This is a genomic window from Allorhizobium sp. nf9_anc (assembly GCF_056323085.1).
Genome location: NZ_CM150481.1, coordinates 3379014 through 3401057 on the forward strand (window position 1 = coordinate 3379014; position 22044 = coordinate 3401057).

General features: G+C 61.6%; 21 protein-coding genes and 1 tRNA gene. 6 read left to right on the forward strand and 16 right to left on the reverse strand.

All coding sequences use genetic code 11. The features are described 5' to 3' along the window. Nucleotides 1-30: 30 nt before the first annotated feature. Together AC02Y0_RS16470 and AC02Y0_RS16475 are read right to left on the reverse strand one after the other, a co-directional pair. On the reverse strand, nucleotides 31-957 hold the full coding sequence (locus AC02Y0_RS16470) for a carbohydrate kinase family protein (RefSeq protein WP_476379955.1): 927 nt from the start codon (nucleotides 955-957) through the stop codon (nucleotides 31-33). A gap of 78 nt (nucleotides 958-1035) precedes the next feature. Further along, entirely contained in the window at nucleotides 1036-1728 is a 693-nt protein-coding gene (locus AC02Y0_RS16475) for an orotate phosphoribosyltransferase (protein WP_476379957.1), read from the reverse strand. 132 nt (nucleotides 1729-1860) lie between these two features. Between AC02Y0_RS16475 and AC02Y0_RS16480 the strand changes: the two genes are divergently transcribed. Continuing rightward, nucleotides 1861-2016, forward strand: a complete 156-nt coding sequence (locus tag AC02Y0_RS16480; RefSeq protein WP_476379958.1) for a DUF3096 domain-containing protein — start codon at nucleotides 1861-1863, stop codon at nucleotides 2014-2016. Nucleotides 2017-2085: 69 nt separating this feature from the next. On the opposite strand, the gene pyrC is transcribed toward AC02Y0_RS16480, so the two are convergent. The 9 genes from pyrC to AC02Y0_RS16525 all read right to left on the reverse strand — a co-directional run bounded on the left by pyrC (nucleotide 2086) and on the right by AC02Y0_RS16525 (nucleotide 11311). Then, nucleotides 2086-3123, reverse strand: a complete 1038-nt coding sequence (pyrC, locus tag AC02Y0_RS16485) for a dihydroorotase (RefSeq protein ID WP_476379959.1) — start codon at nucleotides 3121-3123, stop codon at nucleotides 2086-2088. A 66-nt stretch (nucleotides 3124-3189) separates the two neighbouring features. Then, nucleotides 3190-4275, reverse strand: a complete 1086-nt coding sequence (locus AC02Y0_RS16490; protein WP_444559258.1) for an HD domain-containing phosphohydrolase — start codon at nucleotides 4273-4275, stop codon at nucleotides 3190-3192. A gap of 17 nt (nucleotides 4276-4292) precedes the next feature. Further along, a complete protein-coding gene (locus tag AC02Y0_RS16495) occupies nucleotides 4293-6548 on the reverse strand; it encodes an ATP-binding protein (protein ID WP_476379960.1) in 2256 nt (751 codons plus the stop codon). A gap of 2 nt (nucleotides 6549-6550) precedes the next feature. Further along, a complete protein-coding gene (locus AC02Y0_RS16500) occupies nucleotides 6551-7045 on the reverse strand; it encodes a putative pterin-binding protein (protein WP_476379962.1) in 495 nt (164 codons plus the stop codon). 16 nt (nucleotides 7046-7061) lie between these two features. Next, the gene (locus AC02Y0_RS16505) at nucleotides 7062-7457 is read right to left on the reverse strand and encodes a response regulator (RefSeq protein ID WP_476379963.1); all 396 of its coding nucleotides are present in this window, start codon (nucleotides 7455-7457) and stop codon (nucleotides 7062-7064) included. 203 nt (nucleotides 7458-7660) lie between these two features. Then, nucleotides 7661-8284 (reverse strand): nucleoside triphosphate hydrolase, encoded by a 624-nt coding sequence (locus AC02Y0_RS16510; protein WP_476379964.1) that lies wholly within the window; start codon nucleotides 8282-8284, stop codon nucleotides 7661-7663. After that, entirely contained in the window at nucleotides 8281-9063 is a 783-nt protein-coding gene (locus AC02Y0_RS16515; RefSeq protein ID WP_476379965.1) for an ATP-binding cassette domain-containing protein, read from the reverse strand. The genes AC02Y0_RS16510 and AC02Y0_RS16515 overlap by 4 nt, the downstream gene beginning before the upstream one ends. Then, on the reverse strand, nucleotides 9063-10145 hold the full coding sequence (locus AC02Y0_RS16520; protein WP_102018960.1) for an ABC transporter permease: 1083 nt from the start codon (nucleotides 10143-10145) through the stop codon (nucleotides 9063-9065). The genes AC02Y0_RS16515 and AC02Y0_RS16520 overlap by 1 nt, the downstream gene beginning before the upstream one ends. A gap of 140 nt (nucleotides 10146-10285) precedes the next feature. Continuing rightward, entirely contained in the window at nucleotides 10286-11311 is a 1026-nt protein-coding gene (locus AC02Y0_RS16525; RefSeq protein WP_476379966.1) for a substrate-binding domain-containing protein, read from the reverse strand. A gap of 231 nt (nucleotides 11312-11542) precedes the next feature. Between AC02Y0_RS16525 and AC02Y0_RS16530 the strand changes: the two genes are divergently transcribed. Beyond that, a complete protein-coding gene (locus AC02Y0_RS16530) occupies nucleotides 11543-12787 on the forward strand; it encodes an ROK family transcriptional regulator (protein WP_476379968.1) in 1245 nt (414 codons plus the stop codon). Then, nucleotides 12771-13199: an RbsD/FucU family protein gene (locus AC02Y0_RS16535; RefSeq protein WP_476379969.1), complete on the forward strand. Its 429-nt coding sequence runs from the start codon at nucleotides 12771-12773 to the stop codon at nucleotides 13197-13199. Before AC02Y0_RS16530 ends, AC02Y0_RS16535 begins: the two co-directional genes overlap by 17 nt. Nucleotides 13200-13202: 3 nt before the next feature. Here AC02Y0_RS16535 and AC02Y0_RS16540 read toward each other — a convergent pair whose 3' ends face one another. The 5 genes from AC02Y0_RS16540 to AC02Y0_RS16560 all read right to left on the reverse strand — a co-directional run bounded on the left by AC02Y0_RS16540 (nucleotide 13203) and on the right by AC02Y0_RS16560 (nucleotide 19358). Then, nucleotides 13203-13937, reverse strand: a complete 735-nt coding sequence (locus AC02Y0_RS16540; protein ID WP_476379970.1) for a Crp/Fnr family transcriptional regulator — start codon at nucleotides 13935-13937, stop codon at nucleotides 13203-13205. 157 nt (nucleotides 13938-14094) lie between these two features. Next, nucleotides 14095-15135 (reverse strand): 4-hydroxyproline epimerase, encoded by a 1041-nt coding sequence (locus tag AC02Y0_RS16545; protein ID WP_102018956.1) that lies wholly within the window; start codon nucleotides 15133-15135, stop codon nucleotides 14095-14097. A 334-nt stretch (nucleotides 15136-15469) separates the two neighbouring features. Beyond that, nucleotides 15470-15546 (reverse strand) — tRNA-Arg (locus AC02Y0_RS16550). 115 nt (nucleotides 15547-15661) lie between these two features. Then, nucleotides 15662-17095, reverse strand: coding sequence for a HAMP domain-containing sensor histidine kinase (locus AC02Y0_RS16555; RefSeq protein ID WP_476384061.1), 1434 nt, complete (start codon nucleotides 17093-17095; stop codon nucleotides 15662-15664). Nucleotides 17096-17339: 244 nt separating this feature from the next. Next, on the reverse strand, nucleotides 17340-19358 hold the full coding sequence (locus AC02Y0_RS16560; RefSeq protein ID WP_476384062.1) for a methyl-accepting chemotaxis protein: 2019 nt from the start codon (nucleotides 19356-19358) through the stop codon (nucleotides 17340-17342). Nucleotides 19359-19675: 317 nt separating this feature from the next. Here AC02Y0_RS16560 and rpmH point away from each other — a divergent pair, with 317 nt between their 5' ends. The 3 genes from rpmH to yidC are packed head-to-tail and all read left to right on the forward strand — an operon-like array spanning nucleotide 19676 to nucleotide 22025. Beyond that, entirely contained in the window at nucleotides 19676-19813 is a 138-nt protein-coding gene (rpmH, locus tag AC02Y0_RS16565) for a 50S ribosomal protein L34 (protein WP_102020813.1), read from the forward strand. A gap of 32 nt (nucleotides 19814-19845) precedes the next feature. Continuing rightward, entirely contained in the window at nucleotides 19846-20235 is a 390-nt protein-coding gene (rnpA, locus tag AC02Y0_RS16570; protein ID WP_102020812.1) for a ribonuclease P protein component, read from the forward strand. Beyond that, the gene (yidC, locus tag AC02Y0_RS16575) at nucleotides 20235-22025 is read left to right on the forward strand and encodes a membrane protein insertase YidC (protein ID WP_476379971.1); all 1791 of its coding nucleotides are present in this window, start codon (nucleotides 20235-20237) and stop codon (nucleotides 22023-22025) included. Before rnpA ends, yidC begins: the two co-directional genes overlap by 1 nt. Nucleotides 22026-22044: the final 19 nt, after the last annotated feature.

Sequence of the window (22044 nt, forward strand, 5' to 3'; positions counted from 1 at the left end):
TTATAAACGTTCGGAGCGCGGACCCGGCTCTCAGAAGCCGATCTCGGCCGCCGTCGGCGGGTTGGCCCCTGCCCGCGACACGGTAACAGCGGCGGCCTTCGCCCCAACGGTCAGCGCCTCGCGCACAGCATCTTCCGAGAGAGTCGCAACCTTTTCCTTGGTCAGCAATCCCTGACGCTTCAGGGAGGCGAGGATGCCCGCGTCAAAGGTGTCACCGGCGCCGACGGTGTCGATAACCTCGACCTTGTTGGAGGGCACGGAAACCTTGAAGTTCGCGGTGTAGCCGGTCGCGCCTTCTGCACCCTTGGTCAGCACCACGAGCTTGGCGCCGCGCGTAAGCCAATAGGCGGCGCGTTCGTCCTGGGTACCAGGCAGATCGAACCAGTCGAGGTCCTCGTCGGAGAATTTCAGGATGTCGGACATGTCGGCCATCCGGGCGATGCGGGCCTGATGGGCTTCCTTGTCCTTGATGAAGCCGGGGCGGATGTTCGGGTCGAGCGAGATGACGCGGGTCTTGTGCTCGCGGGTCATCAGCGCCTCGTAGGTCGAGCCGCAGGGTTCCGGGATCAGGCTGATCGCGCCGAAATGCAGAGCCTCACAGCTGTCGTCCAGGGTGGGCAGGTCGGCTTCTGATATCATCCGGCCCGCGGTGTTTTCGTCATAGAAGGCGTAGGATGCCTGGCCGTTGGTGAGCTTGACCAGAGCGATCGTGCAGGGGCGCGAGAGCGTCGCACAATAGCTGAAATCAACGCCCGAGGATTTCAGCGTGTCACGCAGGATATCACCCAGCATGTCGTCGGAGAGGCCGGTGAAGAAGCCTGTGTCGATGCCCAGGCGGCCGAGCGCAATCGCCGTGTTGAAGATCGCGCCGCCGGCATAGGGCGAGAAGGCCCGCTCGCCGAGCGTGGTTTCGCGTGGCAACATGTCGATCAGCGCTTCGCCGCAACACAGGATCATCTCGACCTCCCAAGGATTCCGTTTCAATCGATTTAAACCAAGCCGCTCCGATTTTCCAGTGCGACTTTGGGCATTTACTCAGGCGAGCGACGAAATCCCACCATTGCGACCCGACCATGCGAGCGGTGCATCGAGGAAGGCCTCGACCTCCGACAATGTCTTCTCATCGAAGAGCTTCTGCTCGCGGGCGACGGCGAGAACGTTGCGCCAAGTGGCGATGTAGTGGAGCTTCACCTTGCCATCATCGAAGCGCTGCTGAGCTTCGGGGAAGATGCCGTAGAAGAACAGCGCAATGCCGTGATCGACGACGCCGCCGGCGGCTCTGATCGCGTCGATGAACTTGAACATGCTGCCGCCGGCCGTCGTCAGGTCCTCGATGACAAGAACACGCGATCCCTCCGGCATATGCCCTTCGATCTGGGCATTGCGGCCATGGCCCTTCGGCGCCTTGCGCACATAGATCATCGGCAGGCCGAGGCGATCGGCGAGAAGTGCGGCGAAGGGGATGCCCGCCGTCTCGCCGCCGGCGATGCAGTCGAACTGCTCGAAGCCGGCATTGCGCATCAGGGTGGCTGCGGCGAAATCCATGACGGCCGAGCGAACGCGCGGATAGGATAGAAGCTTGCGGCAGTCGATGTAGACAGGGCTCTTCATGCCTGACGACAGCTTGTAGGGCTCGGTCGCATTGAAATGCACCGCCTTGATCTCCCAGAGCATCTTCGCCACGAGTTCGGCCATTACGGCGGGGTCGGTGAAGGGGGTCTGGATCATGGCGCTCTCCTGTCTGATACGGTCAAAAGCGCAATAGCAGCAAGCAGCCCTGCCCGCCAGATGCAGGCCCCATGGAACAATCGTCCTCAGCAAATCTTTAGTGGTCACCAACCCACAAAGGATCCTGAAGACATGGACAACGCCCTCCTCATCCAGCCGCTCGTCGCCCTGATCGCGGGCATCCTCATCCTGATCATGCCCCGCCTCCTCAACTATGTCGTGGCGATCTACCTGATCGTTGTCGGTGTCCTCGGCCTCTGGCCGCAGCTCGCGACGATGGGAAGCTGATCCTAAGGACTGCCAGCCCTGATAGACCCGATCAAGAGCCTCGTGCGCCCGCACGAGGCTCTTGATGTATTAGACAACATCCCAATGGATCGGGGACATAGGGTCGAACACCGTGACCGGCCCCGCGCCGGTAAAGATCTTACCCGGAAACTCCACGGGCATGTCACGCTTCACCAGCGTGATCGTCTCTTCATTCGCAGGGAGGCCATACCAGGCCGGGCCATTCAGCGAGGTGAAGGCCTCCAGCTTGTCGAGTGCGTTTTCCTGCTCGAAGACATGGGCAAGGCAGCTCATCGTGTTGATCGACGTGTAGATGCCGGCGCAGCCGCAGCCGCATTCCTTGAGCGGGTCGACATGCGGTGCGGAATCCGTGCCGAGGAAGAAGCGCGCGTCGCCCGAGATCGCGGCCTTGCGCAGCGCCTGGCGGTGGTTCTCGCGCTTGGCGACGGGCAAGCAGTAATAATGCGGGCGAATGCCGCCAACGAGGATGTCGTTTCGGTTGATGATCAGGTGATGGGTGGTGATCGAGCCGGCAAGGTTGCGCTCGGCGCTGCGGATATACTGCACGCCATCCTCGGTCGTCACATGCTCCATGGTAATCTTGAGATCCGGCAGGCGCTTGCGCAGCGGATCGAGAACCGTGTCGATGAAGACCTTCTCGCGGTCGAAGATATCGACTTCGGGTGTCGTCACCTCGCCATGGACGCAGAGCGGCAGGCCGATCTTGGCCATGCGCTCGAGCACGGGCATCGCCTTTTCCATATCGCGCACGCCACCATGGGAATTGGTGGTCGCACCCGCGGGATAGAGCTTCACCGCCGTGATCAGGCCGGAGCGCTTGCCCTCTTCGACGTCGTCAGGGTTGGTGTGCTCGGTGAGATAGAGCGTCATCAGCGGCTCGAAGCGGTCGCCTGCAGGCACCGCCTTCAAGATGCGGTCGCGATAGGCGCGCGCGTCTTCCGTTGTCACCACCGGCGGCACGAGGTTCGGCATGATGATTGCGCGGGCGAAGTGGCGGCTGGTGTCGCCGATCACGCCTTCCAGCATCGCGCCGTCGCGCAGATGCAGATGCCAGTCGTCGGGGCGGCGGATGGTGAGGGATGACATGGGCGGGGCCTCCGGCTTGACGAGAACTCGCCGCCCTTAGCATGTCCGCCCAGCCGGATCAAAGGATCAGGCGACCCGTTCGTTCGCCGATACCATCGTCTTTTCTGCTTCCTCGGCCTGCTCGCGGCGATCCTGCTCCATGATCGCCTGGATGCGCGGCAGTGCGCGCTCGAAAGCGGCCACGCAATCCGGATCGAACTGGGTGCCGGCGCGGCCGAGGATATGCTCCACGGTGCGCTCGAAGCTCCAGGCCGGCTTATAGGGGCGCTCGGTCGTCAAGGCATCAAAGTTGTCGGCGATGCAGACGATGCGGCCGGAGATCGGGATCGCAGTGCCGACCAGACGATTGGGATAGCCCTGCCCGTCCCAGCGCTCATGGTGGCTGGCGGCAATCTCGGATGCGAGCTGCAGCAGCGAGGAATGGGAGCGGCCGAGGATATCGCTGCCGATCTCCGCATGCGATTGCATCTGGCGATACTCCGCTTCGGTCAGGCGGCCCTGCTTGAGAAGTACGGTGTCAGGCATGGCGACCTTGCCGATGTCATGCATGGGGGCGGCCAGACGAATGTCGTGGCAAAGCTGCGCGGAGAGGCCGAGCTCGATGGCAATCGCTTCGGAATAGGAGGCGACGCGTAGCGTGTGGCGGGCGGTTTCCGGGTCCTTGTAGCCGGCGGCCAATGTCAGGCGATGAATGATCTCCTGCTCGCGTTCGCGCAGTTCGCCAACGGCCCGCTCCACCTCGCGGCGCAGCCATTCCGCCTGGTCGGCGAGCTGGCGACGGGCGCGGGCAAGGCTCACGATATTCTGCACGCGCGCCTGGAACTCCACGGGGTTCACCGGCTTGGTCAGGAAGTCGATCGCACCGGCATTGAGGGCTGCCATGCGGGTCGTCATGTCCTTGTCGGCCGTGACGAAGATGACGGGCACTTCGGCATATTTCTCGAAGCGGACAATCTCGGTGTAGAGCTCGACGCCGTTATAGACCGGCATCTGGTAATCGATGATCGCAATGTCGAAGTCGAGCTCCGGCAGGGCCGACAGCACGGCGTCGGGGCTGGCGAAGGGCAATGCCTCGCAATTGTCCAGCTTGCCGACGAGCTTCGTCAGGAGCTTCAGATTGGTGCTGTTGTCGTCCACCAACAAAATACGCATGAACGCCTCCTTGCTTCTCAGGCAACCAGTTTGAATTTGAGTGCGAGGATTTCCTCGCCGAACATTTCGATATCTGCAGGCGCCGGTGTCTGGCTTCTGAGCGCATTGGCCTTCACGGCGAGATCGTTCAGACCGACATTGGAGGCCGCACCCTTGATCGTGTGCAGAACACGATCGATCTTTTCAGGATCGTTCTTGCGCAGAGCCTCGTTCAATTCGTCCATGAGGCCGGTCGCATCGTCGAAGAAGGATTCGACCAGCTCCTGGAAGACGTCTTCGCCGAGCGCATCCACCAGCTCCGCATGGCGGGCTTCATCCAGCCCTTCGATGCCCAGGCCCGGCATGGACTGAAGCTTCATCTCGCCGAGATCCAGCTCTGGCAGCTCAAGCTTCTGGGGTGCCGTGGTCGTGGCCGGCATCGAGACTGGTTCGCGTGGCGAAGAGGTTGAATGGGCAATCACGTTCTTCAATCTTTCAAGAGTGACGGGCTTGGATTCGAAACCCTTCATGCCGGCTTCGAGGCAACGACGGCGGTCGTCGTCGGAGGCATTGGCGGTCATGGCGATGATCGGCGTGTCCGAAGAAGGACCGCCTTCGGCAATGATCCGCTTCGTCGCCTCGATCCCATCCATGACCGGCATCTGCATGTCCATCAGGATCAGGTCGAAGGCCTGTTCGCGAGAGATCGAGACCGCTTCGGCGCCGTCATTGGCGATCTCGACATCCTGGCCGAGACGGGCGAGGAAGCGGGTCGCGACGATCTGGTTGACCTTGTTGTCCTCGACGAGAAGGATGCGGCAGCGCGGCAGGGTCTCTTCGGCCACCACCTTGGCGGCAAGTCCGTTCGCCTCTTCCCGGGTCACCGGCACAACGGACAGCTCGAACCAGAAGATGGAACCGACGCCAACGGTGCTGCTCATGCCGAGCTCGCCGCCGAGCTTCTCGACGATCTGCTTGCAGATGGTGAGACCGAGGCCGGTCCCGCCATAGCGGCGGCTGATCGAGGCGTCGACCTGCGAGAAGGGCTTGAACAGCTTGTCGAGGCCGGCCTCATCGATGCCGATACCGGTGTCTTCCACCTCGAAGCGGATCATCAACTTGCCTTCGCGGTAGAAGTCGCGCAGGCGCAGCGTGACGGTGCCCTGATGGGTGAACTTCACGGCATTGGACAGCAGGTTCAGCAGGACCTGACGGAGACGCGTCGGATCAGTCTTGACGTAGAGCGCGTGGAGGGAATCCGGCAGATCGAGAATCACGGTATTGCCGTGGTCGTCGGCGCGGCCCCTGATGATGCTGACGGTGCTCTCGGCGAGTGCGCAGACGTCGAAGGCGCGCTCTTCAAGTTCCAGCTTGCCGTGCTCGATCTTGGAGAAGTCGAGGATCTCATTGATGATCTCAAGCAGCGCTTCGCCCGAGGAGCGGATCGTCTTGACGCTCGACAGCGCATCGTCGGGAAGCTCGGAAAGCTCCAGCAGTTCGGACATGCCCAGGATCGCATTGAGCGGCGTGCGGATCTCGTGGCCCATAGTCGCCATGAACTGCGACTTGGCGCGGTTGCCACCATCGGCGGCCTCATAAGCCTCGCTCAGCTGCGTTGCCATGACCTGGAGTTCGTGGCTCGATCGGCGGACCGAGCGGAGCTGGCGGTTGAGGGTCACGACCAGGAAGACCACCGACACCATGAGCAGGCTCAGCATCACCGTGGAGGTGCGCTCGAGGTCCAGGATCGTCGAGCGGCTCTCCGCACGCTCGTGGCTGACGCGGGTGTTGGTGTAAAGCAGGAAGTCCTCGGCCGTCCGGCTCATCGGGACCAGCGACGCCTCGAACTGCTCCAGTTGTTCGGCGGCCGGCGGCGTGCCCGCCGCATAGGCGTCGAACATCGGCTGCGCGGCCTGGACGGACTTTGTGATGCCGTCGATATAGCCGCGGATCTTCTCGTCGCCGGAAAAATAGGTGCCGAATTTCGCCTGATCGAGGATCGCTGTGCGCGAATAGAGAATGTCGTAGCGCAGGGCGAGCTCATCGAGCATCTGCGGGTTCTGTTCGCCACGGCTCACGTTTGCCATGCTGTGGCTGAGCTGGCGCACTTCCCGATCCAACTGGTAGACCGACCAGAGCGAGTTTTCCCGCACGCCATCTTCCATGATGCGGTACTGGCGGGCGATATCGACGAAGAGAACCAGAAGAACGAGCAGGAGCACGGCAGACACGGTCTGCAGGACGAAGGCAACTGTGCCTCCGCCTGCAAATTTCCGCGCTGTTGCTCCCGTCATTGTCACTGGCCGACCTCGATTTCCTTGATCTGCCAGACGGAGCGCGAGAAATACTTCTCGTTGTAAAGGTCGGCGTCGAGATCGAAGGGATAGACCAGCATCAGCGGGCCCTTGTCGCGGATCGACATCGGTTTACCGTCGAGCTTGGTGGCGAGAATGGTATCGAGCTTGGCGTCTTCAGCCGGCACATCGGCGGCGTAATCGTTGAGCGCGCGGACCTTCAGGCTGGTGCCGGTTGCGCCGACTGCAGCGAGGATTTCGCGCAGCAGCGGACCTTCAAAGGTTACCGTACCCTCGGTCCAGGGCGTTTCCATTTCGCCCTTGCGACCTTTGAGCGCTTCCAGCATCGCAAGATCGAACTGGGCGGTGTCGCCGGCATTGGTGTTGGAAATGGTGCCCTTCACCGTGAGGACGACAGGTCCGGTCGGGGCATCCAGCGCAAGGGCGGCAGTTGCAGTCAAAGCGCTCGCAAGAAGCGCGACGAGAATGCTCTTCATGGTTCTGCTCCTCTTGTTATGCCGAGCGCCGCTCAGGATGGACGGCCGCTGCACCCAGATGGTCTGCCAGCAGCTTGCGGAAGGCGACGGCCTCGACCGGCTTGTGCAGGAAATCGGTGATACCCGCCGCCTTTGCCTCTTCGCGCAGGCGCGGCTCATCATCCGCCGTGACCATGACGACCGGCACGTCGCGGTAGCGATCCATGAGGCGGACGGCCTTGACGAACTGCAGCCCGGACATGCCCGGCAGCAGGTGATCGACGATCAGCATTTCGAAGTTCTCGGCATGACACAGCATCAGAGCCGTGTTTCCATCGCCCGCGACCTTGATCTCTTCGACCGTCACCTTTTTCGCGAGATGCTTGATGATCATCGCGTTGGTCGGATTGTCTTCGACAATCAGAATGGCCATGTTCTATCCCCTTTGAAAGCACCCGATCGAGGCTTCCAGCAACCTCGTCAACACAGCGGGTGCCGCGTTAACCTTTCATGGAGGAGTTGTATCAGGGGGAGGCTGAAATTCGCTGAACCAAACCGATACAATTTTACGGATGGCACATTTAATTAGAACTTAATAACTTTCGAAGGTGCGACTTCGCCTGAGAAGCGGCACTTTCAGAACTGATCGAAGGTGAAATCCGCGGTCCTGCTGCGCTCGATAACAAGCCTGCCGTTGGGCAGATCGTTGCTTTCCACTTTCGCTTCGATCTGTGCCGGAGTGAGACCGTAATGGACCCAGCGCGCAATGAGCCGCCGCTCCAGTTCCTCGATCGGCGGCGCAACCATGACCGTCAGATCGAAGAGGTCGGCAAGCCCTGCCCACCGCCCCTGATCGAGCAGAAGATAGTTGCCTTCGGCGATCACGATGCGATCTTCTGGCGCAATACAACGGGCAGCCGCAATCGCCAGCTCCCTCGACCGGTCGAAGACAGGCACGAAGACCTCGCCACCGGCCTTTACGGCTCGCAGCAGGTCGGCAAGCCCGCGCACGTCGAAGGTGTGCGGGGCACCCTTGCGGGCGAGATCGCCGCGTTGTTCAAGGATCGCGTTGTCGAGGTGGAAGCCGTCCATGGGCAGGACCGCACTGCGCTGCCCCCTGTGAGTGAGGATTTCGTGCAGCCGATCCGCAAGCGTCGACTTACCGGCACCCGGAGGGCCGGCCACGCCGACAAGCAGACGGGCGCACCCATGCGCCCGCCTTTCGATCTCGGATAGGAGCTCGTCGAGCACCTGGCTCATGCCGCCCGCTCGGCCTCAGGCGCCGGCCGCGCACCGGTCATGAAGGCAACCGCATCGGACATGGTGTAGTCCTTGGGGTTGATGACGCAGAGACGCTTGCCAAGCCGGTGGACATGAATGCGGTCCGCCACTTCGAAGACATGCGGCATGTTGTGGCTGATCAGCACGATCGGCAGACCGCGTGAGCGCACGTCGAGGATCAGCTCCAGCACCTTGCGGCTTTCCTTGACCCCGAGTGCTGCCGTCGGCTCGTCAAGAATGATGACCTTGGAGCCGAAGGCCGCTGCACGTGCGACCGCCACACCCTGACGCTGGCCGCCCGAAAGCGTTTCCACCGCCTGGTTGATGTTCTGAATGGTCATCAGGCCAAGCTCTGAAAGCTTGTCGCGGGCGATCTTTTCCATCGCCGGACGATCCAGCTTGCGGAACACGCTGCCCATGATGCCGGGTTTGCGCAGTTCGCGGCCGAGGAACATGTTGTCGGCAATCGAGAGCGCCGGAGACAGAGCGAGGTTCTGGTACACGGTCTCGATGCCGGCATTGCGCGCATCGATCGGCGAGCGGAAGTTGATCGGCTTGCCTTCGAGCTTGATCTCGCCCTCATCAGGCGAAACGGCCCCGGAGATCGCCTTGATAAGCGATGACTTGCCGGCCCCGTTGTCGCCAATGACCGCGAGGATTTCGCCCGGATAGAGATCGAAGTCTGCCTGATCGAGGGCGGTGACGCGGCCGTAACGCTTGACCAGGCCGCGGGCTGTGAGAATGGGTTCCTTGGTCATCAGCCTGCTACCTTTCTGATCCACTGGTCGATTGCCACGGCGGCGATGATGAGAACGCCGATCAACAGATAGGTCCATTGCGGATCCGTGCCGATCAGGCGCAGGCCGAGCTGGAAGACACCGACGATCAACGCGCCGAAGATCATGCCGAGGATCGAGCCACGTCCGCCGAAGAGCGAGATGCCGCCAATCACGACAGCCGTGATGGATTCGATGTTGGCGAACTGTCCGGCGGTCGGAGAAACCGAACCGATACGACCGATCAGGGCCCAGCCGGCCAGTGCACAGATGAGGCCGGATAGCGTGTAGACGGAGATCAGCATGCGCTTGACATTGACGCCTGCCAGCTCCGCCGCATCCGGATCGTCGCCGACAGCATAGACGTGGCGTCCCCAGGCGGTGTGATTGAGCACATACCAAAGCAGAGCAACGAGGAGCACCATGGCGATAACGCCATAGGTCAGCACCGCGCCGCCCATGCGGATATTCTCGCCGAAGAATTTGAGGATCGGCGCATTGGCGTCGATATCCTGGCTGCGGATCGTCTCATTGGCCGAATAGAGGAAGTTGGTGGCCAGAACGATCTGCCACATGCCGAGCGTCACGATGAAGGGCGGCAGCTTCATGCGTGCCACGAGAACGCCATTGATAAAGCCGCAGAAGGCTCCGACGCCGAGACCGCAGATCACGGCAAGCTCAGGCGGGAGGCCGTAGCGGAAGGCAAACTGGCCCATGACGACCGAGGAGAGCACCATGATGGCGCCAACAGAGAGGTCGATGCCCTTTGTTAGGATGACCAGCGTCTGCGCTGCTCCAACGATGCCGACGATGGCGACCTGCTGTAAGATCAGGGTCAGGGTGAAGGCGGAGAAAAACTTCCCGCCGAGAATGAGTCCGAAGACCGCAATCGACAGCACCAGCACGATCAGCGCTACGGCTGCCGGGCTCGAATGCAGGAAATGCTGGAAGCGCTCAAGGGCACTCTTTTCATGACGGTCGAACGAGGCGACTTCGGTCGAACTCGACGACAGGACCTTCTCAAATTCTTGCGTGGTCCGCGTCTCGGGATTGGCCGGCTGCATGTGGGTCATCCTCCCTGCCGTTGTCTCTAATTTTTACATGAAGGATACGCCCGGCCTGCCGCCGCGCAAGGCCGGGCGTTGCGCCTACCGGCGAGAGCTTGCTCTCGCCGGCGTTTCAGTTCAGGCGCAGGAGGCTGAAATCAACCCCAGCACTTGTCCGTGCCAGCCTTGGTGTCGATGGATTCGACGCCAGCCGCCGGCTTGTCGGTGACGAGGGCGACGCCCGTGTCGAAGAAGTTCTTGCCTTCGGTGGCAGCCGGCTTCTCGCCGGTGTCAGCGAACTTCTTGATCGCTTCGATGCCGAGCGATGCCATCAGCAGCGGATACTGCTGCGAAGTTGCACCGATGACGCCTTCAGCGACGTTCTTGACGCCTGGGCAACCACCGTCGACGGAAACGATCAGCACGTCACCTTCCTTGCCAACGGCCTTCAGCGCTTCGTAGGCGCCGGCAGCAGCCGGTTCGTTGATGGTGTGAACGACGTTGATGGACGGATCCTTCTGGAGAAGGTTTTCCATGGCGGTACGGCCACCTTCTTCATTGCCGTTGGTGATGTCGTGGCCGACAATGCGCGCATCGGTTTCATCGCCGATCTTGTTGATGTCGACGGTGTCGATGCCGAAGCCCTTCATGAAGCCCTGGTTACGCAGAACGTCGACCGACGGCTGCGAGGGGGTCAGGTTGAGGAAGGCGATCTTCGCGTCCTTGGCGGCGTCGCCGAGGGTGGCAGCAGCCCACTTGCCGATCAGTTCACCGGCGAGAAGGTTGTCGGTGGCGAAGGTCATGTCGGCGGAATCGATCGGCTCCAGCGGCGTGTCGAGGGCGATGACGAGGAGACCTGCGTCGCGGGCCTTCTGTACGGCCGGAACGATGCCCTTGGTGTCGGATGCGGTGAGCAGGATGCCCTTCGCGCCGTCAGCAATGCAGGTTTCGATAGCGGCAACCTGGCTTTCCGAGTCGCCGTCAACCTTGCCGGCATAGGCCTTCAGGGTCACGCCGAGTTCGGCGGCCTTGGCGGTCGCGCCTTCCTTCATCTTGACGAAGAAGGGGTTGGTGTCGGTCTTGGTGATGAGGCAGGCGGAAACGTCGGCTGCCTGCACAGGCCCGGCGAAGACAACGCCGAGGGCCAGTGTCGACAGGGCAGCAGTGATCAGAGACTTTTTCATTTGGTATTCCTCCCGAATGGTGTCGGCCAGCTCCTCCGGCCGCAACGTGTCGGCACGGACCGCCCCTTGACGATCCGATCGGGTGCCATCAGGCATCCACTCCTCCACGAGACCATTTAGAACATCAGAACATTTGGGCTGTCAATAAATAAATCCAGTTGAATTATTAAATCGGTGTGACATTCTGCGGGGGCTTTCGTAAAAGGAAGCGGTCGGGAGGAGCGACCTCAAGTGTCACAGGATGATCATGCACGACTGGCGGATCCGGCGCCCAGGGTGAGTGCCGGCGGCGGCTCGAACCAGGTGCGCGTGCGCGCATATAACGAGCGGCTTGTGCTTTCGCTTGTCCGCCAGAATCCGGGCTGCTCGAAGGCTGACATCGCCCGACTGACCGGCCTTTCGGCCCAGACCGTGTCCGTCATCATGCGGTCGCTCGAAAGCGACGAGTTACTGGTGCGCGGCGAGCCTATCCGGGGTCGCGTCGGCCAACCTTCAGTGCCGATGTACATCAATCCCGAGGCTGTCTTTTCCTTCGGCGTGAAGATCGGACGGCGCAGTGCCGACCTCGTGCTGATGGATTTCGCCGGCAATATCCACAAGCAGCGCCACCGCACCTATCGCTATCCGCATCCCGACCACCTGCTGCCCTTCATCTGTGACGGTATCGCCGAGATGGAAGCGCAGATGGATGCGACCATGCGGGCAAGGATTGCCGGCATCGGCATCGCCGCCCCCTTTGAACTCTGGAACTGGGCCGAAGAAGTGGGCGCACCCGAAGGGGCCATGGACATCTGGCGCCAAGTCGACCTGCAGGTCGAGGTTCAGGCGCGGATGGCGCATCCCGTCTATCTGCGCAACGACGCGACAAGCGCCTGCGGCGCAGAGCTCGTCTTCGGTGCCGGGCAGCGCTATCCCGATTTCGTCTATTTCTACATCGGCTCCTTCATAGGCGGCGGCATTGTCGTCAACTCCGCCCTTTTCGTCGGTCGCACCGGGACTGCGGGCGCGATTGGCCCGCTGCCCGTGCGCGACAAACATGGCCAGACGCGCCAGCTGCTCGACATCGCCTCGATCTTCGTGCTCGAAAATCTGCTTCGCGAGCGCGGCATTGATCCGCAGCCGCTCTGGTATGCTGCGGAAGAATGGATCGATTTCGGCGAGCCGCTGGAAATCTGGCTGCAGGACACGGCAGCCGCCCTCGCTCAGGCCGTCATCGCCGCCGCCTCGATCATCGACTTTGCCGCTGCCATCATCGACGGCGGCTTCCCGGCCTGGGTCCGCCACCGCCTGGTGAAGGCCACCATCGAGGCCATGAACCGCCTCGACCTCCAGGGCGTGGTCATTCCCGACATTGTCGAAGGCGAAGTCGGTGACCAGGCCCGCGCCATCGGCGGCGCCAGCCTGCCGATCTTCGACCGCTACCTCATCGATCAAACCGTACTGTTCAAGGATACCACCCATGCTGAAGGGAATTGATCCCCTCCTGAGCCCCGAGCTTCTCGCCACCCTGCGCGCCATGGGCCATGGCGACGAGATCGCCATCGTCGACGGCAATTATCCGGCGCTCGAACATGCGCGCCGCCTGGTGCGTCTCGACGGCCATCACCTCGTGCCCGTGCTCAACGCGATCCTGAGCGTGATGCCGATCGATGACTTCGTGCCGGAAGCAATCTTCCGCTCCGTGGTCGGCGGCAAGCCGGACCAGGTCGATCCCGTGCATCAGGAAATTATCGACTGCTGCGCACAGCACGAGCCGAAGGTGCCGGTGACGAAGCTGATCGGTGCGGATTTCTACAACCGGGTGAAGGTCGCCCATACGGTCGTGCAGACCGGTGAGCCGCGGCTTTATGCCAATGTCGTCCTGCGCAAGGGTGTGATCTACCCGTAAGCCTCAGCCTTCGAGGGCGCGCGAGATCCGTCGGGACAGTTCCACGGGGTTCTTCAGAACGATGGCACGGCTGGTGCGCTCCACCAGCTGCTCGCGCGCCAGCCTCGACATTTCGCGTGACACCGTCTCGCGGCTTGCACCGATATGCTCGGCGAGTTCCGCATGCACGAGCGGTGGCGAAATGATGCGTTCGCGGCCGCCGTCGTTGCGCACGCGAGACAGCCTGAGCAGCGTGTTGTAGAGGCGGTGCTTGGTATCGAGGAAGGACAGCTCCGACAGGCGGTCGTTCATGGCGCGGATACGCTTGGACAGGAGCTGCAACAGGGTCAGCGCGACGTCGGATCTCTGTCGGAGGATGTCGTGAAAGACGATGCAGGGAATGACGGTCACTGTCGCGTCGCTGACGGCCATCAGGCTCGCCGAGCGCGCCATGTCGTCGATGGCCGACTGCTCGCCCAGAATGTCGCCGCGCTTGAAGCTGCCGAGGATCGCTTCCTTGCCGACAGAAAATCTGAGGACCGCGCGGATCTCTCCCGTCTGGACCACGAAGACATCCTTGGACATGTCTTCGAAATCGACGAGGCTCTCCCCGGCACTCAAGGTGCGTGAATGGCAGCGAGCAAGCCATTCACGGTCTTCTTCCGGCGAGAGGCCAGCAAAAATCGCACAACCGCGCAGTGTCGGCGGCGTAGTTGCCGGAAGCGGCAGGGCGGAACCTGTCGTAGCGTTTGCTTTCATTTACAGATTACTTGTCGTGTTCATGACGGTGAGGCTTACTTATTCGCTGGCCCTGATCGATAGCAAGATGCCGAAAACCAAGACCCTTACAATTCGGCTACCGGATATCGTAGAATTTCATTCAATTTGGAACAATGCAGAAACGCAGCTGAGAAAGTCAACCGATCGCCCCTGAAGAGGGTCCCCAGACATCCGTCAGCGCGAAGCCGCGCTCGAAGGGATCGAAGGGATCCAGCGCCACCTGATGCAGCCCGAAGGTGAAGCCACGGCCGCTGATGGTCGGGATGACCGCTGGGCGTCCGGCAACCTCGGCGAGGGCGGAGAAGCCGACTTCGAATTCGGAGCCGATGATCGACCGCGACAGCATCGTGTCGCCGACCTTCACCTTGCCACGCGCATGGAGCGTCGCCAGATTGGCCGAGTTGCCGGTACCGCAGGGCGAACGGTCGACACGGCCCGGCCACATGGTCGTGCAGGTGCGGATTGCGCCATCGGGATCGACGTCGCGGAACATTACATAGGCCACGCCCGAAATCGCTGGGATTTCGGGATGGACCACCGGGATCTTCCGGTTGATCTCTTCTTTCAGGATCATGCCCGCTTCGACCAGCGCCCGGGCATTGCCCTTTTCGATGGTGAGACCCACCTGGCCAACGTCAACCAGCGCATAGAAGATGCCGCCGTAACTCAGGTCAAAGGTGATACGGCCCCATTGCTCGGTGTCGAGCGTCACATCCAGTTCGTGGACGAAGGACGGCACCATGGTGAGCTTGACGCGTTCGCAGCGCCCATCGCTGCATGTTGCCGTTGCCTTGACGAGACCGGCTGCCGTTTCCAGCATCACGATCGTCTCGGGCTCCTGCATCTCGACCATGCCGCTTTCCAGAAGCGCTGTCGTCACGCAGATCGAGTTGGAGCCGGAGCTCGCATGGGCCTGGTCTGGCTGCAGGATGACGAAGGCTGCATCGGCTGCCGGGTTCTTCGGCGGCAGCAGCAGGTTGACGGAACCAATCGGCGCACCGCGCGGCTCAAGCACCAGCATGCGCCGGAGCGCTTCGCCCTTGGGATCCGTATTCAGCCAGAGCAATTGCTCCGCTACGGTCTCCCCCGGGATCTTCGGCACGCCGCCAATGGCGACCTTTCCGATTTCACCTTCGGCATGTACGTCGAGCAGCTGAAGCGTGCGCTTCCATCTCATGTCACAATTCCCACAGTCGGTCGAATTCACGGCCCCGAAGCGGGGCATGCCCATTCAAGATCACAGGCATGCCTATGAGCTCAAGAGGCGGCTTTGCGGTTCTCGACCTGCAACGTTGCCGGCCTCTGTTAAATCAGCACAGCGTCATATCCAAGTTCTTTTGTTGAACAGTTGCGAAATGAGAGATGACAATGATCAAGTCGGCGGGGCAGAGCCCCGGCCTGGCGCGACAGCCGGTCGGTCTGATGGCATGGCTAAAACGCAATGAAGCCGCGATGACACGCAGATCATACGTTCAATGCTTCAAGTAGAGATTTTACTGAGTGGGAAGAAATGGCGCACCCGAAGAGATTCGAACTCCTGACCCCCAGATTCGTAGTCTGGTGCTCTATCCAGCTGAGCTACGGGTGCGTGCCAACCGACTGTCCGTCGGCGTTGGCGATCCTCTAAAGCGGGATGATCCGGAATGCAAGCACCCTTTTCGAAAAAAGAGTCATTTTCCTGTCATGTCGCCGCCGGCCGGCGGTCAGGCGCGGGCGCGCCAATCGTCGAGAGCCACTGGCCTGTCGGGGATCTCGACGCGGAACATCGTTCCGGGGCCGGGTTTTTCCACAAGCGCGATCGTGCCGCCATGGGCGATCACGAGTTCGCGGGCAATCGCAAGACCAAGCCCCGTACCGCCTGATCGGGCGGAGCCGCGGAAGGCAGTAAAGAGGTTTTCGCGAGCCTTGCGCGGCATGCCGGGCCCCGTGTCGTCGATGATGATCGCCACGACAGAGCCGGTGCGCTGCGCCGAAACGGTGATCCGCCGCGTGTGATCCGGCTCCTCCGGCGTGAAGCCGGACAGCGCCTGGACGGCATTGCGGCAGATATTGTGCACCACGCGGAAGAGCTGCTCGCTGTCGGCATCCACCTCGATGTCCGTGCCGACACTGTCGACGAATTCGATCCCGGTTTCCGGGCTCAGATGCAGGAGGTCGCGCACTTCCTGGCAGAGTTCCGACAACAGGAACCGGCGACGGCGTGGCTCAGCCTCCGAGGTCTGGCCATAGGAGAGGACTTCGCTCGTATAACCGACTGCGCGGTCGATGGTGCGCAGCAGCTTCGGCGCAAAGCTCTTTACCAGGGGGTCGTCGACATCAACCAGGCGGTCGGACATCAGCTGTGCTGAGGCCAGGATGTTGCGCATGTCGTGATTGATCTTCGACACCGCGAGCCCGAGATCGGCGAGCGTCTTCTGTTGGCGCAGGGTCTTTTGCAATTGCTCCTGCATGCGCGACAGATGGCGGCCCGCCACGGCAATCTCGTCATTGCCATCCGTTGCCGGCAGCACGCGGGTCCGGTCCTCCGGATTTTCGGCGAAAGACTGCATGCTGCGGGCAAGCCGCCGGACCGGCACGATCATCACCCGGTTGATCGCCAGGAACATCAGGAAAGCGGTGATGACGGAAATGATCAGGGAGACTACGAGGATGTTGCGGGCATAACCCAGCATCGCCTTGCGCAGCGGCGCCTCATCGATGACGATCTCGACGGTCACGTCGCTCGCTTCGGCAATCGGGCCATAGACCCGAAGCAGCCGGTCGCCGCCGAAGAAGAGCGTATACAAGGCGTCGCGGATCGAGCCGAATTCGGAATACTCTGTCAGATCGAAGGCGGCGTCGACCTCGTTCGGCATTTCAGTGACCGCGAGCAGCTGCGAGGTGCCGTCCTTGCGCAGGACGATGGCCTTGGTCCCGGTCGTTGCCAGAGCACTGTCCTGCACGCCGCGCGGCAGCTCCAGCGGCTGCAGCCCGTCGATCACCACGCTTGCAGCGGCGGCTGTGTTCAGCCGGTCCTGCAGCCATCGTTGACGCATGGTCGCTACGGAGGGGGCAAAAATGAGGATTTCGGCGAGCATCACGAAAGCGATGGTCAGCCAGAGCAGTTTGCCCGACAGGCCGCGGATGCGGGACGGCATGGCGTAACCTCCGGAGAGGTCGGACTGCAGATCGCTGTCCTGCCGGTCAAGCATCAAGTCGAGTTCCTGTCTTCCCAAGGGTAGATTTCGGGTGTGGCAGCGTCTCTAGTCTAGTGGAGCGCTGACGCCATGACCACCTGCAAGATTGCCGCAAACATTAATCTTTCGTCATGAAATCAAAACGGCCGCGACACTGCATATCGCGACCGTTTGCCGAAATGTCCAGATTGAAACCTGGCGGGGATCAGAACTCTTCCCAGTTGTCGCCCTTGGGCGCTGCAGCAGCTGCCGTCGCACGGCCGGAGCCGCCGAAGGCGCGGGCCACACTGCCGGCCAGCTGTCTTGCCGGGGAAGCCACGGGGGCATGCTGGGCCGCGGCTGCGGGCGCCACACGGCTGCGGCTCTGCTCGCCCAGCTTGAACTGCGCCACGATCTGCGCCAGTCCGCCCGCCTCCGAAGACAGCTTAGCCGTGGATGCCGAGGTTTCCTCGACCATGGCCGCGTTCTGCTGGGTCACCTGATCCATCTGGTTGATGGCGCTGTTGACCTCCGCAAGACCCGTCGACTGCTCCTTAGCAGCAGCTGCGATCGAGTGGATGTGATCGTTGATCTTCAAGACGCGGCTTTCGATCTCCGACAGAGCCTCACCGGTGCGCTGCACCAGCTTCACGCCGCCTGAGACTTCCTCTCCGGACTTGGTGATCAGCGACTTGATGTCCTTGGCGGCATTCGCCGAGCGTTGTGCCAATTCGCGGACTTCCTGGGCGACGACGGCAAAACCCTTGCCGGCTTCGCCCGCACGGGCCGCTTCAACGCCGGCATTCAGCGCCAGCAGATTGGTCTGGAAGGCGATCTCGTCGATCACGTTGATGATCTGCGAAATCTCGCGGGAGGCCTGCTCGATGCGGCCCATGGCGTTGACCGCCTCGCCGACGACGGTCGCCGACTGTGCAGCGCTATGCTTGGCCTCGGTCACCATGTGGCTGGCTTCCTGGGCGCGCTCACTCGACTGGCGAACCACGACGGTGATCTCGTCCAGGGCCGCCGAGGTCTCTTCCAGGGCCGCGGCCTGCTGTTCGGTGCGCTTGGACAGATCGTTGGTGGCCGATGTCAGCTGATAGGTGTTGTCGTTGATCAGATCGGTGCGGCCGCGAATGTCCGACATGGTCTGGCGCAGGCTCTGCAGCGACTTGTTGACGTTGGACTGGAGTTCGGCGAACACACCGCGGAACTGGCCGTTCATTTCCTGCGAGAGATCATTGGCCGCGAGGCTACCGATGACGCGATTGGTCTCCGATACGCCCGTTTCGACCGAGGCGAGGAGCGCGTTGATGTTGGAGGAGAAGCGGTTGAGGTTGGCGTCCTGATAGTCCTTGTCGATGCGACGGGAGAAATCGCCTTCTGCCGCAGAGGCGACGACAGCCGCCATGCTGGACTGCAGGTCGTCGCTCTTAGCGCGCATCGCGCTTTCCTGGGCGTTCAGACGCTGAACGGAAAGACCGTTCTCCTTGAAGACCTCGACAGCGGCGGCCATTTCACCGATCTCATCCGGACGTCCGCTATAGGGGATTTCGGTGGCAAAGTTGCCGCCGGCAATGTCATTCATCGCTTGGGTCACGCGGCGGATCGGCCGGCTCAGATGGTTGACGCCGATATGGATGCCGAGGCCGGCACCAACGGCAACCGCGAGCAGGGTCACGCCGGAGATCAGCATCAGCATGGTGCTCTGGAACGAGGCCAGGCTGTTGGTCATCAACTCGAGTTCGGCACGGTCGGCCTCGACCACAGCGTCGATATCGGCCTGGAAAGCCTTGCGGTTGGCGCGGTTCGCTTCGGTATTGCCCTGGGCATTGGCGTCCTTCGGACCGACTTCGACGCCGATGCGCGCCGTCTCGGCGCGGAACGTGCGGAACTCGGCCGATTTGGCCGTCATCGCATCGAAGGCCGCCTTCTGCGCCTCCGGCACCATGGGCTTCCACTTGGCAAATGCGGCATCCATCTTGTCGAGGTTCTTCAGGATGCCCTCGGCGAAGGGTTGCGCCTTTTCCGTGTTGGCCGCCGCGTAAATGCCGCGGGCTTCCATGACGACTGCCGTCACCATGCGGTTGACCTGCTCACCGAGATAGGCACGCTGGGAAATCTGCAGCAGGGCTGCCGTCTTCGCGCCATACTGGACCGTCACGAAGACGCCCATGGCACCGATGACGATCGCCGCCGCCCCCAAAATGCCGACCAATGAATAAACCTTGCCGCTGACCTTCACGTCACTCACCCTAATCCCATGCGCACCTTGCGCACTTTCCCGAATATTCGGATGTTAGGATCGAGAGTTTAATGGCTCGTTTCACCCTAAATTTAGGGGGTTCAGCATGCTTGCCGATGCATGCAGATCTGAGCGCCGAGCCTGCAAGGGCCCTGCTTTGGTAATCCGCCTGGCTGCGATTGACTCTTCGGACCCGCGACCGTATAAGCCGCGCACGTTCGGAAAGGTGCCCCGACGGGGCTTATCCGTGCGATAAAACCAACGCTTTTGCAGCAATGCAAATCCCAAGAAGGGCCGCACACCGCGGTATTAAATAAATGTCGAAGCGTACTTTCCAACCTTCCAAGCTTGTTCGCAAGCGCCGCCACGGCTTCCGTGCGCGTATGGCCACCAAGGGCGGCCGCCTTGTCTTGAACGCACGCCGCGGTCGCGGTCGCGCCAAGCTCTCGGCCTAAGGGCCGGACGAGCCCGACGAGATGACGGGCCCATGACGTCCACGGACTCCAAGAAATCTGTTGGCCGGCTCAAGAGCCGGCCTCAGTTCCTCGCCGTCAGGCACGGCGAAGCGCGCAAGGGTCGCACCTTCCTTCTGGAGGTGCTTGATCACAAGAATGATGCGCCGCCCCGCGTGGGCTTTACGGTCACCAAGAAACACGGCAATGCAGTGGAGCGAAACCGCATGCGTCGCAGGCTGAAAGAAGCTGTGCGACTGAATGCGGCGTTTGCAATGCAGCCGGGACACGACTATGTCATTGTCGCCCGGCGCGAGGTGCTGGACATCCCGTTTGATCAATTGTCCCGGCAGCTGATCCACCGCATCGAAAACCGCCAGACGAACAACACCCGGTCTCACAAGACCGCTCCCAGGAAAGAGTGATGCAGAACAACCGCAACTATTTCATCGCGATTGCCTTATCGGTGGTGATCGTCCTCGCCTGGCAGTTCTTCTACATGAACCCGCGCATCGAGGCCCAGCGCCAGGCGCAGGAAGCCCAGATCGCGCAGCAGCAGGCCCAGGCCGAGCAGCAGGCAGCGACCCCAGCTGCGACCGTCGATGGCAGCCTGCCGGCCAGTGCAGCCGCCAATCCGGAAGCAACCCGCGAAGCAGCCGTTGCGCGCACGGCGCGCGTTGCGATCGAGACTCAGGATCTGGCCGGTTCGATCAATCTGACCGGCGGTCGCCTCGACGACCTGAAGCTCCGCGCCTATCGCGAAACCGTCGATCCGACGAGCCCGATCGTTACGCTGTTCAACCCTGCTGAAACCCGCGACGCCTATTTTGCCGAACTCGGCTTCATCGCTGGTGAGAATGCCGGCTCCGTGCCGGGCCCGAACACTGTCTGGACAGCAACCGCAGGCGCCAAGCTCACCGAGACGACGCCGGTTACGCTGACCTTCACCAATGAAGCCGGCCTCACTTTTACCCGCACGATTGCCGTTGACGAACATTACATGCTCACCATCGAAGACCAGATCGTGAATAATGGTATGGCTGCCGCGAGCCTTGCGCCGTACGGCCGCATCACCCGCTACAACAAGCCCTCGACACCGTCGATCTTCGTTCTGCACGAAGGCTTCCTCGGCGTTCTCGGCGCCGAAGGCAGCCTTGTCGAACACGACTATACGGATGTCGAGGAAGAGGCGATCGCCAATGCGAAGGCGACCGGCGGCTGGCTCGGCATCACCGACAAGTACTGGGCCGCATCGCTGATCCCGCAGCAGACCCTGCCTTACGAATCTCGCTTCTCGCACTTCACCGATGGCCAGGCGCGCTTCCAGGCCGACTACAAGAACGATGCCTTGAGCATCCCGGCTGGCCAGAGCACCACGGTCAAGACCCTGCTGTTTGCCGGCGCCAAGCAGGTTCCGGTCATCGACAGCTATCAGGAAAGCCTCGGCATTCCGAAGTTCGACCTGATGATCGACTGGGGCTGGTTCTACTTCATCACCAAGCCGATGTTCCACCTGATGGACTACTTCTTCCATCTCGTCGGCAATTTCGGTGTCGCCATCCTGCTCACCACCATCGTCGTCAAGCTGATCTTCTTCCCGCTTGCCAACAAGCAGTATGCCTCCATGGCCAACATGAAGCGCGTGCAGCCGAAGCTCGAAGAGCTGAAGACCAAGTATGCCGACGACCGCATGGGCCTGCAGCAGGCGATGATGGCCCTCTACAAGGAAGAGAAGATCAATCCGGTGGCCGGTTGCTGGCCGGTGCTGCTCCAGATCCCGGTTTTCTTCGCCCTCTACAAGGTCATCTACGTCACCATCGAAATGCGCCATGCGCCGTTCTTCGGCTGGATCCAGGACCTTTCCGCGCCGGATCCGACGACCTTCATCAACCTGTTCGGCCTCCTGCCGTTCGAAGCACCCACCTTCCTGCATCTCGGCGTCTGGCCGATCATCATGGGTGTCACCATGTGGCTGCAGATGCGCATGAACCCGACCCCGCCGGACCCGACACAGGCGATGCTGTTCAACTGGATGCCTGTCATCTTCACCTTCATGCTAGGTACCTTCCCCGCCGGTCTCGTCATCTACTGGGCGTGGAACAACACGCTGTCGATCCTGCAGCAGGCCCTGATCATGAAGCGCCACGGCGTCGAGATCGAACTGTTCAAGAATATCGGCAACATGTTCAGGCGAAAGCCGACCGCCACCAAGTGACGATCAAAAGCCCCGGCCA

Excerpts from the sequence above, each read along its gene's own strand:
- AC02Y0_RS16525 (WP_476379966.1), bottom strand. The coding sequence starts at position 11,311 with ATGAAAAAGTCTCTGATCACTGCTGCCCTGTCGACACTGGCCCTCGGC.
- AC02Y0_RS16495 (WP_476379960.1), bottom strand. The coding sequence starts at position 6,548 with ATGACGGGAGCAACAGCGCGGAAATTTGCAGGCGGAGGCACAGTTGCC.
- AC02Y0_RS16470 (WP_476379955.1), bottom strand. The coding sequence starts at position 957 with ATGATCCTGTGTTGCGGCGAAGCGCTGATCGACATGTTGCCACGCGAA.
- AC02Y0_RS16540 (WP_476379970.1), bottom strand. The coding sequence starts at position 13,937 with ATGAAAGCAAACGCTACGACAGGTTCCGCCCTGCCGCTTCCGGCAACT.
- AC02Y0_RS16510 (WP_476379964.1), bottom strand. The coding sequence starts at position 8,284 with ATGAGCCAGGTGCTCGACGAGCTCCTATCCGAGATCGAAAGGCGGGCG.
- AC02Y0_RS16520 (WP_102018960.1), bottom strand. The coding sequence starts at position 10,145 with ATGCAGCCGGCCAATCCCGAGACGCGGACCACGCAAGAATTTGAGAAG.
- AC02Y0_RS16555 (WP_476384061.1), bottom strand. The coding sequence starts at position 17,095 with ATGCCGTCCCGCATCCGCGGCCTGTCGGGCAAACTGCTCTGGCTGACC.
- AC02Y0_RS16475 (WP_476379957.1), bottom strand. The coding sequence starts at position 1,728 with ATGATCCAGACCCCCTTCACCGACCCCGCCGTAATGGCCGAACTCGTG.
- pyrC (WP_476379959.1), bottom strand. The coding sequence starts at position 3,123 with ATGTCATCCCTCACCATCCGCCGCCCCGACGACTGGCATCTGCATCTG.
- AC02Y0_RS16505 (WP_476379963.1), bottom strand. The coding sequence starts at position 7,457 with ATGGCCATTCTGATTGTCGAAGACAATCCGACCAACGCGATGATCATC.
- AC02Y0_RS16500 (WP_476379962.1), bottom strand. The coding sequence starts at position 7,045 with ATGAAGAGCATTCTCGTCGCGCTTCTTGCGAGCGCTTTGACTGCAACT.
- AC02Y0_RS16535 (WP_476379969.1), top strand. The coding sequence starts at position 12,771 with ATGCTGAAGGGAATTGATCCCCTCCTGAGCCCCGAGCTTCTCGCCACC.
- yidC (WP_476379971.1), top strand. The coding sequence starts at position 20,235 with ATGCAGAACAACCGCAACTATTTCATCGCGATTGCCTTATCGGTGGTG.
- AC02Y0_RS16490 (WP_444559258.1), bottom strand. The coding sequence starts at position 4,275 with ATGCGTATTTTGTTGGTGGACGACAACAGCACCAATCTGAAGCTCCTG.
- rpmH (WP_102020813.1), top strand. The coding sequence starts at position 19,676 with ATGTCGAAGCGTACTTTCCAACCTTCCAAGCTTGTTCGCAAGCGCCGC.
- rnpA (WP_102020812.1), top strand. The coding sequence starts at position 19,846 with ATGACGTCCACGGACTCCAAGAAATCTGTTGGCCGGCTCAAGAGCCGG.
- AC02Y0_RS16545 (WP_102018956.1), bottom strand. The coding sequence starts at position 15,135 with ATGAGATGGAAGCGCACGCTTCAGCTGCTCGACGTACATGCCGAAGGT.
- AC02Y0_RS16515 (WP_476379965.1), bottom strand. The coding sequence starts at position 9,063 with ATGACCAAGGAACCCATTCTCACAGCCCGCGGCCTGGTCAAGCGTTAC.
- AC02Y0_RS16480 (WP_476379958.1), top strand. The coding sequence starts at position 1,861 with ATGGACAACGCCCTCCTCATCCAGCCGCTCGTCGCCCTGATCGCGGGC.